General features: G+C 60.4%; 16 protein-coding genes. 14 read left to right on the top strand and 2 right to left on the bottom strand.

The annotated features are described in order from the left end of the window. Nucleotides 1-44: 44 nt before the first annotated feature. From Q1L34_RS14695 to Q1L34_RS14685, 3 genes are all read left to right on the top strand, one after another. Nucleotides 45-1,574, top strand: coding sequence for a T6SS phospholipase effector Tle1-like catalytic domain-containing protein (locus Q1L34_RS14695; protein ID WP_032717348.1), 1,530 nt, complete (start codon nt 45-47; stop codon nt 1,572-1,574). A 122-nt stretch (nt 1,575-1,696) separates the two neighbouring features. Then, entirely contained in the window at nt 1,697-2,587 is an 891-nt protein-coding gene (locus Q1L34_RS14690) for an oxidoreductase (protein ID WP_327204583.1), read from the top strand. A gap of 61 nt (nt 2,588-2,648) precedes the next feature. Further along, on the top strand, nt 2,649-3,602 hold the full coding sequence (locus Q1L34_RS14685) for a zinc-dependent alcohol dehydrogenase family protein (RefSeq protein WP_004861281.1): 954 nt from the start codon (nt 2,649-2,651) through the stop codon (nt 3,600-3,602). 48 nt (nt 3,603-3,650) lie between these two features. Here the strand turns inward: Q1L34_RS14685 and tynA are convergent, their stop codons facing one another. Both tynA and paaZ read right to left on the bottom strand, forming a co-directional pair. Then, nucleotides 3,651-5,918, bottom strand: coding sequence for a primary-amine oxidase (gene tynA, locus Q1L34_RS14680; protein WP_004861284.1), 2,268 nt, complete (start codon nt 5,916-5,918; stop codon nt 3,651-3,653). Between the two features lie 325 nt (nt 5,919-6,243). Further along, entirely contained in the window at nt 6,244-8,289 is a 2,046-nt protein-coding gene (paaZ, locus tag Q1L34_RS14675; RefSeq protein ID WP_327204127.1) for a phenylacetic acid degradation bifunctional protein PaaZ, read from the bottom strand. Nucleotides 8,290-8,575: 286 nt separating this feature from the next. On the opposite strand from paaZ, the gene paaA reads away from it, so the two are divergent. Genes paaA through paaK form a run of 11 tightly spaced genes read left to right on the top strand, consistent with a single transcriptional unit; the run spans nt 8,576 to nt 18,116 of the window. Beyond that, nucleotides 8,576-9,505 carry a 1,2-phenylacetyl-CoA epoxidase subunit PaaA gene (paaA, locus tag Q1L34_RS14670; protein WP_004861291.1) on the top strand — a complete coding sequence of 310 codons (930 nt, stop codon included), beginning with the start codon at nt 8,576-8,578 and terminating at the stop codon, nt 9,503-9,505. A gap of 11 nt (nt 9,506-9,516) precedes the next feature. Continuing rightward, on the top strand, nt 9,517-9,804 hold the full coding sequence (paaB, locus tag Q1L34_RS14665) for a 1,2-phenylacetyl-CoA epoxidase subunit PaaB (RefSeq protein WP_004861295.1): 288 nt from the start codon (nt 9,517-9,519) through the stop codon (nt 9,802-9,804). 7 nt (nt 9,805-9,811) lie between these two features. Further along, entirely contained in the window at nt 9,812-10,567 is a 756-nt protein-coding gene (gene paaC, locus Q1L34_RS14660) for a 1,2-phenylacetyl-CoA epoxidase subunit PaaC (RefSeq protein WP_032717349.1), read from the top strand. 12 nt (nt 10,568-10,579) lie between these two features. Continuing rightward, nucleotides 10,580-11,077, top strand: a complete 498-nt coding sequence (gene paaD, locus Q1L34_RS14655; protein WP_004861301.1) for a 1,2-phenylacetyl-CoA epoxidase subunit PaaD — start codon at nt 10,580-10,582, stop codon at nt 11,075-11,077. A gap of 7 nt (nt 11,078-11,084) precedes the next feature. Continuing rightward, entirely contained in the window at nt 11,085-12,155 is a 1,071-nt protein-coding gene (gene paaE, locus Q1L34_RS14650; protein WP_327204126.1) for a 1,2-phenylacetyl-CoA epoxidase subunit PaaE, read from the top strand. Next, a complete protein-coding gene (gene paaF, locus Q1L34_RS14645) occupies nt 12,152-12,919 on the top strand; it encodes a 2,3-dehydroadipyl-CoA hydratase PaaF (protein ID WP_004861307.1) in 768 nt (255 codons plus the stop codon). Before paaE ends, paaF begins: the two co-directional genes overlap by 4 nt. A 2-nt stretch (nt 12,920-12,921) precedes the next feature. Next, entirely contained in the window at nt 12,922-13,710 is a 789-nt protein-coding gene (paaG, locus tag Q1L34_RS14640) for a 2-(1,2-epoxy-1,2-dihydrophenyl)acetyl-CoA isomerase PaaG (protein WP_327204125.1), read from the top strand. A 3-nt stretch (nt 13,711-13,713) separates the two neighbouring features. Beyond that, a complete protein-coding gene (gene paaH / locus Q1L34_RS14635; RefSeq protein ID WP_086816707.1) occupies nt 13,714-15,156 on the top strand; it encodes a 3-hydroxyacyl-CoA dehydrogenase PaaH in 1,443 nt (480 codons plus the stop codon). Continuing rightward, entirely contained in the window at nt 15,146-15,568 is a 423-nt protein-coding gene (gene paaI / locus Q1L34_RS14630; RefSeq protein WP_004861316.1) for a hydroxyphenylacetyl-CoA thioesterase PaaI, read from the top strand. The genes paaH and paaI overlap by 11 nt, the downstream gene beginning before the upstream one ends. Beyond that, complete coding sequence (pcaF, locus tag Q1L34_RS14625; protein WP_152308634.1) at nt 15,568-16,773, top strand: 3-oxoadipyl-CoA thiolase; 1,206 nt, start codon at nt 15,568-15,570, stop codon at nt 16,771-16,773. The genes paaI and pcaF overlap by 1 nt, the downstream gene beginning before the upstream one ends. Before the next feature lie 26 nt (nt 16,774-16,799). After that, nucleotides 16,800-18,116: a phenylacetate--CoA ligase PaaK gene (paaK, locus tag Q1L34_RS14620; protein ID WP_004861319.1), complete on the top strand. Its 1,317-nt coding sequence runs from the start codon at nt 16,800-16,802 to the stop codon at nt 18,114-18,116. Nucleotides 18,117-18,144: the final 28 nt, after the last annotated feature.

The raw sequence follows: 18,144 nt of genomic DNA, 5'->3' as shown, positions 1-18,144 counted from the left end.
TGTCAATCCTGACCGCTTTTCACGCAGCCTGCGATGAGGTTCCTATGAACTTACTGGTGTTTTGCGACGGTACCTGGAATACGCCCCAACAGCTTGATGATGGAAAACCCGCGCCGACCAATGTGGTCAAACTCAGGAATGCCGTAGCGGAAAATACGCAGCAGCGAGTCTATTACCACTCCGGCGTCGGTACCGAAGGCGGAGTGGTCGATCGCTATATTGGCGGTGGCATCGGCGAAGGTCTTGATAAGAATATTATCAGCGCCTATTACTGGCTGGCGACCCGCTATCAGCCCGGCGATAAAATATGGTTGTTTGGCTTTAGCCGCGGAGCTTATACCGTCAGGAGTCTTGGCGGGATGATTTCGCGCTGCGGATTATTGAATGCCAGCCAGGCAGGAACCGGCGACGATAAAGTCTGGGAGGATATCAACGATCTCTTCAGCTATTACCGCCAGCCTGCAGGCAGCGCGCCGGCTATCGTGGCCAGCGTGGGTAGACCTTTTTATTCGGTGGCGACGGGACATCCGACCAGGGAGAGCATCCCTGTCTATTTTATTGGCGTCTGGGAAACGGTGGGGGCGCTGGGTATTCCCGATGATATGGCGTTAGCCAATCTGCTCGATGACCCTAAAAAGTATGCCTTCCACGATACGTCACTCAGCCCGATTGTTGAACATGCCCGCCATGCGCTGGCGCTGGACGAGCAGCGACAAAGCTTCATTCCCACGCTATGGGACAATGTGGCGGATAACCCGAAGGTGAAACAGCGTTGGTTTGCCGGCGTGCATGCTGATGTCGGCGGCGGCTACGCACAGTGCGGATTATCGGACATTACTCTGCAATGGATGATGACAGAGGCAGCCGGACTGGGACTTACGCTGCTGCCGGGTATCGACGCCCAGCTGGCTCCCGATCCTCATGGACTGCTGCATGATTCGGTCACCGGCATTTTTAAACTGCTGCATACCTGCCCGCGCAGCGTACCGCGGATTGTCGCCGGAAGTCCCGATGTCGACGCCAGCGTGATACAGCGGCAAAGTCAGCCGATGCTTCTCCACGGTCGCTACCGACCGCTCACCGATGTGACGGCTGAACACCCGGCGACCTTTGACGTTTTCGCGCGTGAGCGCTGGAATGCCACGGGGATCTGGCTGGAGGCGGGAGTGGAGTATCGCTTTATGGCCACGGGAAAATGGGTGGATGGCTCGGTGCCCTGCGATGCGGGCGGGACCGATGACGGTAAGTTTTATCCCGGCGAGGCCGCGCAGATTATGGCCTCCGTTTCCGACAAACTGGAAGCGTTGTGGAAAGGGGGAACCAAAAACCAGGATGTGGACTTTTGGCTGAGCAGACGCGTCGGCACGGCGCCGTGGTTTGCGCTGATTGGCGTGGTTGCCAATCAGGCAGATCCTGCGACCGACGCCCCTGAGTCGCGGCATGAGATCGTTGTTATCGGCAGCGGATGTCGGTTCACACCGGCTAAAAGCGGCTATTTTTACGCCTACGCCAACGATGCGTGGCAAATGTATGATAACAATCGCGGCAGCGTCTCCCTGACGATTTCCCGCTAAGCGCCGCCGGGCGCCGTGCCCATCGTTAGCCGTGAACAGGACTTGCTGAATCACCATATTTATCGCTACTGTTAATGCCTTCCCGCCATCGTGGCGGAGCTTATCATCAGGAGGCGGATATGATGTCGGAGGAGCCTGCCGTTGCCCTTATTGGGCCAGGCGCGATTGGGACCACGATAGCCGCGGCGCTGCATGAAGTGGGGCGTACGCCGGCGGTATGCGGGCGTACGTCTCATGCACAGCTGTTGCTCAGATTCGATGGCGGAGAGATTACGCTTCCCGGACCGGTGCTGACCGACCCGGCGGCCATTGCGCGGCCATTTTCGCTGGTTTTCGTTGCGGTCAAGGCGACCCAGAACCCCGCTATTTCCGCGTGGTTGACCGCGTTGTGTGATGAAAAAACGGTGGTGTGCGTATTGCAGAACGGCGTCGAACAGCAGGCGCAGTTTGCCGACCGCGTTGCGGGAGCGACGGTGCTACCTGCGGTGGTGTGGTTTCCGGCGCAGCGCCAACCCGATGCCTCCGTCTGGCTGCGCGCGACGCCCCGGCTGACCTTGCCGGATCTGCCGCAGGCCCGGCTGGTACAGCAAACGCTGCAAGGGACCCGCTGCGCCGTCGATCTTGCCGCTGATTTCACCACCGTAGCCTGGCGCAAGCTGCTGCAAAATGCGGTGGCTGGCCTGATGGTGCTGACGGGACGTCGGGCCGGTATGTTCGCCCGTGGCGATATCAGCGACATCGCGCTGGCCTATTTACGTGAAGGCCTGCTTGTCGCGCGCGCGGAAGGCGCAAGGCTGAGCGACAGCGTAGCGCAGGAAATTATCGACGGATTTCATCGCGCGCCACCCGATCTCAGTACCTCGATTCAGATTGACCGTGAAAACGGGCGGCCGCTGGAATGGGAGATTCGTAACGGCGTGATACAGCGCCGCGGACGTCGGCACGGCATTCCGACGCCGCTGAGCGATCTTATCGTTCCGCTGCTGGCGGCCGCCAGCGACGGACCGGGCTGACGGGATAAAGCGGCGGCCCAACTCTGCTATTATCTCGCTTTTACTGTCCTGAACGCCGAATATGCTGAAACATGCGCTTTGCTATGACCACTATGGGCCGCCATCATCGGTGCTGGCGCTGCGCCGCGAGCCTTTACCGCCGCTGGCGGCGGGAGCCGTACGTGTCAAAATGCGCTACGCTCCGATCAACCCTTCCGATCTTATTCCTGTTACCGGCGCCTATCGCCACCGTACCCGGCTTCCGGCGACGGCGGGTTATGAAGGGGTTGGCGTGGTGGTTGACGCGCCATCCGGCGCCTGCGTGGTGCCCGGCCAGCGGGTGCTGCCTCTGCGCGGAGAAGGCACCTGGCAGAGCCATCTGGATATCGCCGAACGTTGGCTGGTACCGGTCCCTGATGAGATTGACGATCGCCTGGCCGCCCGGGCCTATATTAATCCGTTGACCGCGTTGCTGATGCTCAGGCGCTGGCCGGTGGCGGGCCAGAATATCGTCCTGACCGCGGCGGGCTCCTCCTGCGCCAGCCTGCTGGCGCAGTGGGCGCTGCAAAAAGGGGCGCGTTCAGTGAGCGGGGTGATCCGTTCGGAGCGGCATATTCACCGTCTGGCGCAGCAGGGCGTTTATCCTGTCCTGGAGACCGACCGGTTGATGCTGGAGCAGGTGAGTCAGAACGCCGATCGGGTATTTGATGCCGTCGGCGGCGGCCTGGCGAATGCGATGCTGTCGGTGCTGCCGGAGCATGCGGCGCTGGTGTCCTACGGGTTATTGTCCGGGCAGGCGTTGAGTCAGACCCGAACGACCCCCCGGGTGTATAAATTCCATCTGCGCGAGGCGCTGGCGGATCTGTCAACTGCCACGTGGCAGGCGGCATTTCGCGAGATCTGGTCGCGACTGCCGGCAACGTCGTTGCCGGCAGTGGAGGTGATTCCCGTGAGCCGCTGGCAAGAGGCGATAAGCGCCAGCGCTCAGGGAGGCGGTCACGCTAAAATGCTGCTCGATTTTACCGCTGAAGATTAGCCGGAAGCGGCGTGCAGACGGCATCCGTGCCGTCATTGTGGGGAGAACCTACTTTTTCTTTTCGCCCAGCGTCGGGGTTTCGTCAAAGAAGTTCCACGGTTTCAACAGCGCATGCGCCCATTCGGTCGGCATAATCGGCCACTCCTCCGCGCGCGCCACGTGGGTGGTGCCGGTGGTTATCCAGACCACGTCATCGTGGTTGGTCAGCGACTCGTTATCCTTCGCATAGGCGCCAAGGCCGGTATCATGGATCGACCGGTTCGGGTATTTCCCTTCCGGATAACGCTCCTGCGGGTGATAGCGGGTAACCCACAGCTGTTTATCCATAAAGCTCAGACGGTGATAAATCCACTCATCCGGCGCGAATTTGGCACCGGTCGCCACCGGGTGGGTTCCGCCCGCGTACGGGATAATTTGATACGATACCGGATTACCCATCCGGTTCTCTTTGGTGGTATTGCTCAGCAGGCGAATAGTACCCGGATCGAACTTCTGCGCCGCTTTTTGTTCGCTGTCGATGGTGTACTGGTTAATCTGCATGGAGCTGGTGCGCGGGCCGCCGGCGGTATTGGGCTTCACTTCCGGGTCCATGGCCACCAGCGTGTTGTTCTCACCATCAACGTCAAGGTCAAGACGGAAGTTGTAGATATGCTGGTGCGTGGTGCCGACGATGTTATGGTCGATCAGCGTCCCGTAACGGGTATCCTCTTTGGCGCTCGGATCGTGCATGGTCTTCGCCATGACGCCTTTGACCGCTTCGATTCCGGTGGCGCCGGCATCAATGCCGATGGTGCCGTTCTCGTGGAACACCCAGTCAAAGATATAGTCGTAGTTGCCGACGGTGCTGATCCAGCGCACCACCAGCTCGCGGCGCTCGGTGCTGACGTTCGGTTGTCCCATCTCCTGATGTTTATATTCCGGGCCGGCATAGCGCTCGAAGATCGCAATCGCGTGCGGAATGGTGGTTGGCGCACCGGTATAATCAGCAATGGTTTCATCCAGCAGTACCGAGTTCGCCGGCGCATCTTTACCGCGGACGATTGGCGAGGTCAGGGTACCCATGCCGTAGTCGCCGGAGTCGAGATAGGCTTTGAAGTACCAGCCCACGTCCGGGTCACCATATGGCACGATCATTCCGCCCAGCGAGCCTTCATACATCACCTGACGTTTCTGTCCGTTGTCGTTGTAGGTCACGGTGGAGAGAATCGGCCCGACGCGAGAGTTCAGCCGCAGGTGGAAATCCCAGTTCTGCCAGTGAATCGTGTCGCCGGTAATGGTGTAGTTTTTGCCTTCCGGCTCGGTGATATCCAGCGGTTTAACGGCGGCAGCTACGCGGTCGCGGCCATCATAAGGGCGCGACTCCATCGGCACCGGGATCACCGGACCTTCTTCAATTTTGATGATTTTCTTCTGCTCAAGATCCACCACCGCGACCAGGTTTTCGATCGGGTGCGCCCAGTAGTTGCCGTCGCCGGTATCCAGATAGCTCACCACTTTCAGCAGGCGTGAATCCTGCTTCAGACCATCTTTGCCGTCAAAGTAACCGACGGTCAGCGGCGTGGTGATGACTTTTTTGGTGTCGGTGATGCCGTGTTTTTTGAGTACTGCGGCGAATTCGTCACTGGCGTTAATAATGTTCTGCACGCTGACGAAATCATCCAGCAGGACCATGCCGTGGGCGTCTTTAATTGGCTGCCAGGAGATGATTTTCTTATTCTGTAAATCCACCACGCTTTCGATGACGTGTTTGCCATCGAGCATCACCACGTCAGCGGTGCGCGGCGCATCAACCGCGGTTCCTTTAAGCGCGAAGGCCCACACCGCCGCTTTATCCGGCTCGTGCAGCGAGATTTCGGTAAAACGGGTGTTGGGGCGGAATTGCGGCGAGGCTTTGACAATCGTCACCGCTTCGCTGATTTCTGCCGCGGATAACGAGTTGAGCGGATGCGGGCGTTTCTCGACCTGGAAGGTCTGATCAAGACCGGACTGGAAGACATCGTTGATAAAGGTATCGGAGACCCACGCCTTACCGTCTTTCATCACCACCGGAACCTGTAAATCCAGCGACTTGCCGTTGACGATGGCCGTTTTGGCGCCGGGCTTCACTTTGACGTAGGCGCCATCCTTCATCAGGGTAAACATCTGGGCATAATCATCCCACTGCACGTCGGCGCCAAACGCCTGCAGCGTTTTATCCATCGGGACCATATGCGCTTCGTCGCCGTGCGCGAACACCGGTGATTGCCAGGCACAAAACAGCGCAACGGCCAGAGCTAAGGCTGTTTTACGCGGGGAACGAATTGAGTTATTTGCCATTGTGACCTCATCTTATATTTATATTCCCGTCATGCTTTGGGTTGCATCTACGGTGACCACGCGTCCCTGCTGACTGTCTGCAACGCCAATGATTCCGGCGAGTTGTGTTGTCGCTTGCCGCTGCGAAATGCCGGCTTTACTCGCTTTAACCTACCAGCGGTTGGCCGGTTGGCGTTTGTTTGCTCTTGCCAGGTTGTTTGTCAGATTTGCCAGTTATGCCCGGAACAGGCCGGGCGGGGCACAAAAAATGCCTCCGCAGAGGCATCGGAAACCGACCCTGCACGTCCGGCGTTAGCCGGCGCGGCAGGGGACGGACAGGCATTGGTTAATCCGCAAAGTCGCCGTGCTGACGGGCCACCAGCGTCAGGATGGAATAGAGCGCCACCGGCTGCTGGTGCTGGTTGAATATCTCTACCGCCCACTCCACCACCCCGGTGGCTTTCTCCTCGGCGCTACGCTGGCGCTTCACCGTTTTACGTTTGCAGGTCAGGCGAACCTGAATGGTATCGCCCGGCTTCACCGGTTCGATAAAGCGCAGGTTTTCCATGCCATAGTTAGCGATGACCGGCCCGACGCCGGCATCGACAAACAGCCCGGCTGCCGCGGAGATCAGGAAGTAACCGTGGACCACGCGCTCGCCGAAAATGGAGTCCGCGGCGGCAATCTTGTCCATGTGGGCATAGAAGTGATCGCCGCTGAGGCAGGCAAAATTGACGATATCCGCTTCGGTCAGCGTGCGGCGCGGCGTCAGCAGGCTATCGCCAGGCTGGATCTCTTCAAAATATTTACGGAACGGATGAATGCGGTCCTCGCTGACTTCGGCGCCGCGAACCCACTGCTGACCGATGGCGGCCAGCATCGTCGGGCTGCCCTGAATCGCGGTGCGCTGCATATAGTGTTTTACCGCGCGCAAACCGCCGAGTTCTTCGCCGCCGCCGGCCCGACCCGGCCCGCCATGCACCAGCTGCGGCAGCGGCGATCCGTGACCGGTGGACTCGACGGAAGAGGTCTGGTTGAGGATCTGAATACGGCCATGTGAACGAGCGGCGCCGAGGATAAATTCACGCGCCAGCTCGCCGCTGGCGGTTACCAGCGTGCCGACCAGACTCCCTTCACCGGCGCGCGCCAGCGACAGCGCGTGCTCGCGATGCTGATACGGCATCAGGGTGGCAACCGGACCGAAGGCTTCGATGGCATGCACCGCCGGTGTTTCATCCGGCTGCGGGCAGAACAGCAGCGTCGGCGGAAAGAAGGCGCCGGCGGCGTTAAGATCGGCCTGGCCGCCGAGCAGAACCTCGCATCCGGCCTGAATCAGCGCGTTGACGTTGTCCTGTACATCCTGGCGCTGATCCTCGCTGACCAGCGCGCCCATTTTTACCCCTTCTTGCGCCGGGTCGCCGACGGTCACTTTTTGCAGACGGGCAATCAGCGCTTCGCTGACCGCATGAACCTGGGCCTGCGGAACGATGATGCGGCGGATAGCGGTACATTTCTGCCCGGCTTTGGTCGTCATCTCGCGCACCACTTCGCGGATAAACAGGGCAAATTCCGGCTGTTCGGGAGTGATGTCCTCTCCGAGTACGCAGCAGTTCAGCGAATCGGCCTCCATGGTGAAGGGGATCGATTTCGCCACCAGGTTAGGGTGAACGCGTAGCTGCTGGCCGGTATGGGCGGAGCCGGTAAAGGTCACCACATCCTGGCTATCCAGATGATCGAGCAGATCGCCCGCGCCGCCGCAAATCAGGCTGATGGCCCCGTCCGGTAGCAGCCCGCTCTCGACGATGGATTTGACCATCGCCTGAGTCAGCTGGGCGGTGGCGGTGGCCGGCTTGATAATGGCCGGCATGCCGGCAAGCCAGGTTGGCGCCAGCTTTTCCAGCATGCCCCAGCAGGGGAAGTTAAAGGCGTTGATATGCACCGCGACGCCGGATTTTGAAGTCAGAACGTGGCGGGCGGCAAAGCCTCCCTGTTTCGACAGCGGGATCAGTTCATCTTCCGGCCACAGCGTATCGTCCGGCAGCTCGCGACTGCCGAGGCTGGCGTAGGTGAACAGCGTGCCGATCCCACCTTCAATATCGACCCAGCTATCGGCGCGGGTCGCCCCGGTTTGCGCTGAAATTGCATAAAACGCATCTTTTTCTGCCAGCAGGTGTTTCGCCACCGCTTTCAGCATCGCGCTGCGTTCGATAAAGGTCATGGCCTGTAACGCCTTAGCGCCGCGGTCGATGGCAAAACGGCGCGCCTGTGCCATATCCAGCCCTTCGCTGGTGACTTCCCATAATGTCTCACCGCTGATGGCGTGGCGAATCGGGCGGGCGCGACCCCGTCCGCTCTGCCAGACGCCGGATAAATAGCTGGCTAACTGCTGCATGGCGAATCTCCAATATGTTACGTGAAATCTTTATAAATAGTTATTTTATGAATCATGAAATGCAAGCGACTATTTAATAATTTATTAACATTGTGATCGTGGACGCGTCGTGTCTCGCCGCGGATGGCCTGTGTTGTCGCGGTCGCAAGGCGATTTTTTGTAGTCATCATCACAAAAAACACAAACAAAATTTGTGGTTTTATTTAACCTGAGTGTAACTTTTATAAAACAAAGTGATTCACAAATACGCATTTGTTGAATTTATTGGAATCATAAAGGTGATGACGTGACAGAAGAACAACGCTTTGACCAGCGTATCGCGCAGGATACGGCCATCGAACCGCAGGACTGGATGCCGGATGCCTACCGCAAGACGCTGATCCGTCAGATTGGCCAGCACGCGCACTCGGAAATTGTCGGCATGCTGCCGGAAGGCAACTGGATTACCCGCGCGCCGACGCTGCGCCGGAAGGCAATTCTGCTGGCGAAGGTGCAGGATGAGGCCGGACACGGCCTGTATCTGTATAGCGCGGCGGAGACGCTCGGCTGCGCCCGGGAAGATCTGTATCAGAAGATGCTCGACGGGCAGATGAAATACTCCTCGATCTTTAACTATCCGACGCTGAGCTGGGCTGATATCGGCGTGATTGGCTGGCTGGTCGACGGCGCCGCTATCGTCAACCAGGTGGCGCTGTGCCGCACATCTTACGGCCCCTATGCCCGGGCGATGGTCAAAATCTGCAAAGAGGAGAGCTTTCACCAGCGTCAGGGGTTCGAAGCCTGCATGGCGCTGGCCGAAGGCAGCGAAGCCCAGCGTCAGATGTTGCAGGATGCGATTAACCGCTTCTGGTGGCCGGCCCTGATGATGTTTGGCCCGAGCGACGATAACTCGCCGAACAGCGCGCGCAGTATGGCGTGGAAAATCAAACTGCACTCCAACGACGAACTGCGTCAGCGCTTTGTCGATAACACCGTACCGCAGGTCGCGATCCTCGGCATGACCGTGCCGGACGCCGATTTGCAGCTGGATGAAACGACCGGGCACTACCGTTTTGGCGCAATCAACTGGCAGGAACTGAATGAAGTGATTAACGGGCGCGGCATTTGTAACCACGAACGCCTGGCCGCCAAGCGTAAAGCCTGGGAAGAGGGGGCATGGGTGCGGGAAGCCGCGCTGGCGCATGCGCAAAAACAACACGCCCGCGACGCGGCATAAGGAGAAGCATGATGAGCAACGTTTACTGGCCGTTATATGAAGTATTTGTTCGCAGCAAGCAGGGGTTATCCCATCGTCACGTCGGCAGTCTGCATGCCGCCGATGACCAGATGGCGTTAGAAAATGCCCGCGATGTCTACACCCGTCGCAGCGAAGGCTGCTCCCTGTGGGTGGTGAAAGCCAGCCAGATCGTCGCATCCCAGCCGGAAGAACGCGGCGAGTTTTTTGATCCGGCGGAGAGCAAAGTCTATCGCCATCCGACTTTCTACAGCGTGCCTGACGGCATGGAACATATGTGAGGCAACGATGAACAACCTGAATCCCGTTGCAACCTATGCGCTACGTCTCGGCGATAACGGCCTGGTGCTGGCCCAGCGCTTAGGCGCGTGGTGCGGCCATGCCCCGGAGCTGGAAATTGACCTCGCGCTGGCCAATATCGGCCTCGATCTGCTGGGTCAGGCGCGCAACTTCCTCAGCTATGCGGCTGAGCTGGCGGGGAGCGGCGATGAAGATACCCTGGCCTACGGTCGGGATGAACGTCAGTACGGCAATCTCCTGCTGGTGGAACAGCCGAACGGCAACTTTGCCGACACCATCGCCCGTCAGTTCTTTATCGATGCCTGGCACGTGGCGCTGTTTACCCGGCTGGTTAACAGTCGTGATGCGCAAATTGCCGCCATCGCCGCCAAGGGGCTTAAAGAAGTGCGCTACCACCTGCGCTTCAGCCGCGGCTGGCTGGAGCGTCTGGGCAACGGCACCGAGGTGTCGGCGCAGAAAATGCAGCAGGCGGTCGATGGTCTGTGGCGCTTTACCGGGGAGCTGTTCCTCGCCGACGCGCTGGAGCTTGCCCTTGTCGAGCAGGGTATCGCCGTTGACCCCCGCGACCTGCAGGCGGAGTGGCAGAGTACGGTTCACACCGCGCTGCTTGACGCCGGGCTGCAGATCCCGCAAGAGGCGGCGTTTCGCCACGGCGGTAAACAGGGACTGCACAGTGAACATCTCGGGCCGTTGCTGGCGGAAATGCAGTATCTGCAACGCGCTTATCCCGGTCAGCAGTGGTAACAGGAGGTGGCTATGCAACGTCTCGCCGATATCGCACCCGCAGAAGTCCATGCTATCTGGGCGCTGTTAAGTGAGATCCCCGATCCGGAAGTGCCGGTGCTGACCATTACCGATCTTGGCATGGTGCGCAGCGTTGCGCCACATGGCGAAGGCTGGGTGATTGGCTTTACGCCGACCTACTCGGGCTGCCCGGCGACCGAGCATCTGCTGGGGGAGATTCGCGCGACGATGGCTCGCCACGGCTATACGCCGGTGCATGTTGTCCTGCAGCTTGACCCGCCGTGGACCACCGACTGGATGAACCAGGATGCCCGCGAGCGTCTGCGCCAGTACGGCATCAGCCCGCCGCAGGGGCACGCCTGCCATGCCGGTCTTCCGCAGGAGGTGGTATGCCCGCGCTGCGGCAGCGTTCACACCACGCCGATCAGTGAATTCGGTTCGACGGCCTGTAAAGCGCTTTATCGCTGCGACAGCTGCCGTGAACCCTTTGATTACTTTAAATGTATTTGAGGTTGCCATGACGACGTTTCATTCGCTTACCGTCGCGAAAGTGGAGCCGGAAACCCGCGATGCGGTAACCATTACCTTTGCGATTCCCGACGCGCTACAGGCGGAGTATGCCTTCCGCCCGGGCCAGCACCTGACCGTGAAAGCCCGCCTCGGCGGGGAAGAGCTTCGCCGCTGCTACTCCATCTGTCGCAGCCGCTCGCCGGCAGAAATCAGCGTGGCGGTCAAAGCCATCGACGGCGGGCGTTTCTCCCGCTATGCGCAGAGCGATATCTGCCAGGGGATGGTGCTGGACGTGATGGTGCCGCAGGGGCACTTCGGCTACCAGCCGCAGGCCGGGCGCGAGGCTGACTATCTGGCGATTGCCGCCGGATCCGGTATCACGCCGATGATGGCGATTATTGGCGCCACGCTGGCCACCGAAGCGAATAGTCGCTTCACCCTGATTTATGGCAACCGCAGCAGCAGCAGCATGATGTTCCGTCAGGCGCTGGCGGATTTAAAAGACCGCTACCCGCAGCGGCTGCAGGTGGTGCATCTGTTCAGCCAGGAGTCGATGGACAGCGATTTGCTGCAGGGGCGCATTGATGGCGAAAAACTGCACGCGCTCTCCGCCAGACTGCTCGATTTTAGCCGCTTCGACGAGGCCTTTATTTGTGGTCCGGCGGTGATGATGGATGAAGCCGAAACGGCGCTGCGCGAGCTGGGGATGGCGGAAAACCGGATTCATCTCGAGCGCTTTAATACGCCCCGAAGCAGCGTTAAACGCGCCACCGGCGTGCAGACTGAAGGCCGCACCGTCACGATTCGTCAGGACGGCCGCGATCGGCAGATTGCCCTCACCGCGGAAGATGACAGCATTCTGGATGCGGCGCTGCGCCAGGGGGCGGATTTGCCCTTCGCCTGTAAAGGCGGCGTCTGCGCCACCTGCAAATGTAAAGTGCTGCGCGGTGAAGTGGCGATGGCGGCCAACTACAGCCTGGAAGCGGACGAACTGGCTGCCGGATATGTCCTGAGCTGCCAGGCGCTGCCGACCAGCGGCGATGTGGTGGTGGACTTTGACGCAAGGGGAATGGCATGAGCGATCTGCTGATAACCCGTCACCAGCGGGTCCTGCTGCTGACCCTCAATCGCCCGCAGGCGCGAAATGCCTTGAATAACGCGCTGCTGACGCAGATTGCCGACGCCCTGGACGCGGCGGCGTCTGATCCGGATATCCGTGCCTGCGTGATCGGCGGCAACCGCCGTTTCTTTGCCGCCGGCGCCGACCTGAACGAAATGGCGGAAAAAGACCTGCCTGCCACGATGGATGATATTCGCCCACGTCTGTGGGCGCGGATTGATGCTTTTCCGAAGCCGCTGATCGCCGCTGTCAACGGCTACGCCCTTGGCGCGGGCTGCGAGCTGGCGCTGCTCTGCGACCTGGTGGTGGCGGGCGATAACGCGCGCTTCGGCCTGCCGGAAATCACTCTCGGTATTATGCCCGGCGCCGGAGGCACCCAGCGTCTGATCCGCTGCGTAGGGAAAGCGCTGGCCAGCCGGATGGTGCTGAGCGGTGAAAGTATTGATGCGCAGCGGGCGCAACAGGCCGGTCTGGTGAGCGAGATCGCCCCGGCGCTGTTGACCGACGAATATGCCCTGAAGCTGGCGGCGACCATCGCCGGCCATTCGCCGCTGGCGCTGCGTGCGGCGAAACAGTCGCTGCGCCAGGCGCAGGAAGTGAGCCTTCAGGCCGGTCTTCAACAGGAACGCCAGCTGTTTACGCTGCTGAGCGCCACCGACGATCGCCGCGAAGGTATTGCCGCCTTCTTACAAAAACGAACCCCGGAATTTAAAGGACGCTAATCGTGGACGCTTTTATTCTCAGCGAAGTAGAACAGGGTGTGATGACGATTACCCTTAACCGCCCGGATCGTCTTAACAGCTTTAACGACCTTATGCATCAGCAGCTGACGGCCTGTCTGACTCAGGCCGAGCGCGATGAGAACGTGCGCTGTCTGCTGATTACCGGTGCCGGCCGCGGTTTTTGCGCCGGCCAGGATTTAAATGATCGAAACGTCGACCCCAGCGGCCCGGCGCCGGATCTGGGCCTGTCCGTTGAGCGTTTCTATAACCCGCTGGTGCGCCGTCTGGCGGCGCTGCCGAAGCCGGTCATTGCCGCGGTGAACGGCGTGGCGGCAGGCGCGGGCGCCACCCTCGCGCTGGGCTGCGATATTGTCCTCGCCGCGCGGTCGGCGAATTTTGTGATGGCCTTCAGCAAGCTGGGGCTGGTCCCCGACTGCGGCGGTAGCTGGTTCCTGCCGCGGGTGGCCGGGCGCGCCCGGGCAATGGGGCTGGCGCTGCTGGGTGAGAAGCTCAGCGCCGAACAGGCCGCTCAGTGGGGGATGATCTGGCAACTGGTGGAGGACGCCGAACTGGCCGATACCAGTCGTCAGCTGGCCCGCCATCTGGCGACGCAGCCGACCTTCGGTCTGGGGCTTATCAAAAAAGCGCTCCAGGCCTCGGAGACCAACGGCCTCGATGCGCAGCTGGATCTTGAGCGCGATTATCAGCGTCTGGCCGGACGCAGCGATGACTATCGGGAAGGCGTCAGTGCCTTCCTGGCGAAGCGTCCTCCACAGTTCAGCGGGAAATAGACCATGAGCCAAACACTGCAAACCGTCGCCGTGATCGGCGCGGGCACCATGGGGGCCGGCATTGCGGAAGTGGCCGCTGCGGCCGGACATCCGGTTCTGCTCTACGATATCGCCGTCGAGGCGCTGACCCGCGCCGTGGAAGGTATTCGTCAGCGTCTGGCCGCCCGCGTGGCGCGCGGCAAGCTGACGGCGGATCAGGCAGATGCGCTTGTCGCCCGCCTTGTGCCGGTCACCGAGTTAGCCGCGCTGTCCGACGCCTGGCTGGTGATTGAAGCGGCGTCAGAGCGCCCGGATGTCAAAAAAGCGCTTTTCAACCAGCTGGCGGCGATCTGCTCCCCGTCAACGCTGCTGACCAGCAATACCTCATCGATCTCGATTACCGCCATTGCCGCCGATGTCAGGCACCCTGAGCGGGTGGCCGGGCTGCACTTCTTTAACCCCGCGCCGGTGATGAAACTGGTCGAGGTGGTGAGCGGCCTGGCGACATCGCCGGAAGTGGTTGAACAGCTGTGCCGGTGCGTGACGGCATGGGGAAAACAGCCGGTACGCTGCCGTTCGACGCCGGGGTTTATCGTTAACCGCGTGGCGCGGCCGTTCTATGCCGAAGCGTGGCGGGCGCTGGAGGAGCAGGTGGCTCCCCCGGCGGTGATTGATGCCGCGCTGCGCGACGGCGGCGGTTTCCCGATGGGGCCGCTGGCGTTGACCGACCTGATTGGTCAGGACGTCAACTTCGCCGTGACCTGTTCGGTCTTTAACGCGTTCTGGCAGGACCGACGTTTTCTGCCGTCGCTGGTACAGCAGGAGCTGGCGCTGGCCGGGCGTTTAGGCAAGAAGAGTGGACAGGGCGTCTATCGCTGGCCTATTGAGAGCGCATCGGTGCCGGCGCTGGCCGCCGTGGCTGAGACTCGCGGGGCCAAAACCGTCTGCACGACAGGTGACAGTGTCACCGGAAGGGTGGCGATCGCGCTGGACGATGTGCGACTGCTGGAAACGGAAGGTGAAACCGCCCAGGCGCTGAGCGTGCGGTATGGCTGTCCGGTAGTGGTGTATGACTATTGCGCGGGTGACACCGTGGTTCTGGCAACGGCGGCGACGAACCCGGCGTCGGCGACCGACAAAGCGGTGCGCTATTTCCAGCAGCAGGGCAAGAAAGTGCTGCTGATTGCCGATTATCCTGGTCTGCTGGTCTGGCGTACCCTCGCCATGCTGATTAATGAAGCCCTCGACGCGGTGCAAAAAGGGGTCGCCAGCCCGGAAGATATCGATACCGCGATGCGCCTGGGCGTCAACTATCCGCATGGCCCGCTGGCGTGGGGCGAATCTCTGGGCTGGCAGCGCGTGCTGCGCCTGCTGGAGAACCTGCAACAGCACTATGGCGAAGAGCGTTATCGCCCCGGTTCCTTACTGCGCCAGAAGGCGCTTGTGGAGAAGCGTAATGAGCAATGAGGCCTGGCGCAACGCGCGCGCGATGTACGAAAAAGATACCTGCGCCAGAACCCTGGGCATCGAGATTATTGAAATGGATGACGGCTATGCGCAGATGAGCATGACCGTCTCGTCAGCCATGCTTAACGGCCATCAGACCTGTCACGGCGGGCAACTGTTTTCGCTGGCCGACACCGCATTTGCCTATGCCTGTAACAGCCAGGGGCTGGCGGCGGTGGCTTCTGCCGCCAGTATCGACTTCCTGCGTCCGGCCTTTGCCGGCGACCGGCTGGTCGCCACGGCACGGGTGAAGCAGCAGGGGAAACTGACCGGCGTCTACGACATTGAAATCGTTAATCAACAACAAAAGATTGTGGCCCTGTTTCGCGGCAAATCGCACCGCATCGGCGGCACAATTACGGGAGAAGTCTGATGCGTGACGCCTTTATCTGTGATGGGATTCGTACGCCGATTGGTCGTTACGGCGGGGCGCTGGCCAGCGTCCGCGCCGATGATTTAGCCGCCATTCCGCTGCGAGAGTTGCTGAGCCGTAATCCGGGTCTCGATCCATCGGCTATCGATGATGTGATTTTCGGCTGCGCGAACCAGGCCGGGGAAGATAACCGCAACGTGGCGCATATGGCGACGCTGTTGGCGGGCTACCCGCAGAGCGTCTCCGGCACCACCATCAACCGGCTGTGTGGTTCCGGCCTGGATGCGGTCGGCTTTGCCGCACGCGCCATCAAAGCCGGGGATGCGGATCTGATGATTGCCGGCGGCGTGGAATCGATGTCGCGGGCGCCGTTTGTGATGGGCAAAGCCAGCGCGCCGTTCCAGCGTCAGGCCGAGCTGTTTGATACCACCATCGGCTGGCGTTTTGTGAACCCGCTCATGCAGCAGCAATTTGGCACTGACAGTATGCCGGAAACGGCAGAGAATGTAGCTGAGTTGTTAAATATCAGCCGGGCCGATCAGGATACCTTCGCTTTTCGCAGCCAGCAGCTGACGGCGAAAGCGCAGCGGGCGGGGATTCTGGCGCAGGAAATCGTGCCGGTACAGATTATTGGCAAGAAAGGGGCGGTGAGCGCGGTTCGCGAGGATGAACACCCGCGTGCCGAGACCACCCTTGAACAGCTGGCGGGATTAAAAACGCCCTTTCGCAAAGGCGGCGTGGTCACCGCCGGAAACGCCTCCGGGGTGAACGATGGCGCCGCTGCGCTGATTATCGCCAGCGAACAGCAGGCGCGGGCGCAGGGGTTAACCCCACGCGCACGAATTGTAGCGATGGCGACCGCGGGCGTGGAGCCAAAGTTTATGGGGCTGGGGCCGGTGCCGGCGGTACGCAAAGTGCTGGAGCGCGCCGGACTGAATATTAACGATATGGATGTTATCGAACTGAACGAAGCCTTTGCTGCACAGGCCCTGGGCGTCCTCAGGCAGCTGGGTCTGGCGGACGATGCTGAGCATGTTAACCCTAACGGCGGGGCTATCGCCTTAGGTCATCCATTGGGCATGAGCGGCGCGCGGCTGGCATTGAGCGCCAGCCTGGAGCTGCAGCGACGGAACGGGCGCTATGCGCTGTGTACGATGTGTATTGGCGTGGGTCAGGGCATTGCCATGATCCTTGAGCGAGTGTGAGCGACTTTACCTGCGAGTACCCTAAAATGATAACTAATACAAAATTAGATCCGATTGAAACTGCTTCTCGTGACGAATTACACGCTTTGCAAACCCAGCGCCTGAAATGGACGCTGAAACATGCCTATGACAATGTGCCGATGTACCGGCGTAAATTTGATGCGGCGGGCGTCCATCCTGACGATTTTCGCGAACTGAGCGACCTGAGCAAGTTCCCGTGTACCACCAAACAGGATCTGCGCGATAACTATCCGTTTGATACCTTTGCGGTACCGATGGAACAAATTGTGCGTATTCATGCCTCTTCCGGTACCACCGGCAAACCGACGGTGGTGGGCTATACGCAAAATGATATCGACACCTGGGCCAACATCGTTGCCCGTTCGCTGCGCGCCGCCGGCGGTACGGCAAAAGATAAAATTCATGTCGCCTACGGCTACGGGCTGTTCACCGGCGGTCTTGGCGCCCACTACGGCGCAGAGCGCCTGGGGGCCACGGTGATCCCGATGTCCGGCGGCCAGACGGAAAAGCAGGCGCAGCTGATCCGCGATTTTCAGCCGGACATGATCATGGTGACACCGTCCTACTGCCTGAATCTGATTGAAGAGCTGGAACGCCAGATGGGCGGCGACGCCAGCGGCTGCTCGCTGCGGGTCGGCGTCTTCGGCGCCGAGCCGTGGACGCTGGCGATGCGGGGAGAGATTGAGCGTCGCCTGGGGATCTCCGCGCTGGATATTTACGGCTTGTCGGAAGTGATGGGGCCGGGGGTGGCGATGGAGTGTCTGGAAACCGCCGACGGCCCGACTATCTGGGAAGATCACTTCTTCCCGGAAGTGGTTAACCCCAACGACGGTACGCCGCTGGCGGATGGCGAACACGGCGAGCTGCTGTTTACCACGCTGACCAAAGAGGCGCTGCCGGTGATTCGTTACCGTACCCGCGATCTGACCCGTCTGCTGCCGGGCACCGCACGCACCATGCGCCGGATGGATCGCATCAGCGGGCGCAGCGACGATATGCTGATTATTCGCGGGGTAAACGTCTTCCCGTCGCAGCTGGAAGAGGAGATCCTTAAAGTCGAGCATCTGTCGCCGCACTATCAGCTGGAAGTCAATCGTCGCGGCCATCTTGATTCACTTTCTGTTCGCGTCGAGCTGAAAGAGAGCAGCTTATCGTTGAGTCATGAACAGCGCTGCCAGATCTGCCATCAGCTGCGCCACCGTATTAAGTCGATGGTCGGGATTTCGACGGATATTAGCATCGTCAACTGCGGCAGTATCCCTCGTTCGGAAGGTAAGGCCTGCCGCGTCTCCGACCTGCGCAAAATCGTCGCCAACGGTTAAGCCGCGACGTCCCGGCGGCGGCTTGCGC

The sequence above is a fragment of the Klebsiella ornithinolytica genome (genome assembly GCF_030505655.1).
GTDB lineage: Bacteria > Pseudomonadota > Gammaproteobacteria > Enterobacterales > Enterobacteriaceae > Klebsiella > Klebsiella ornithinolytica.
Note: the sequence above shows the minus strand (reverse complement) of the source record. Positions and strands in the feature narration are given on the sequence as shown.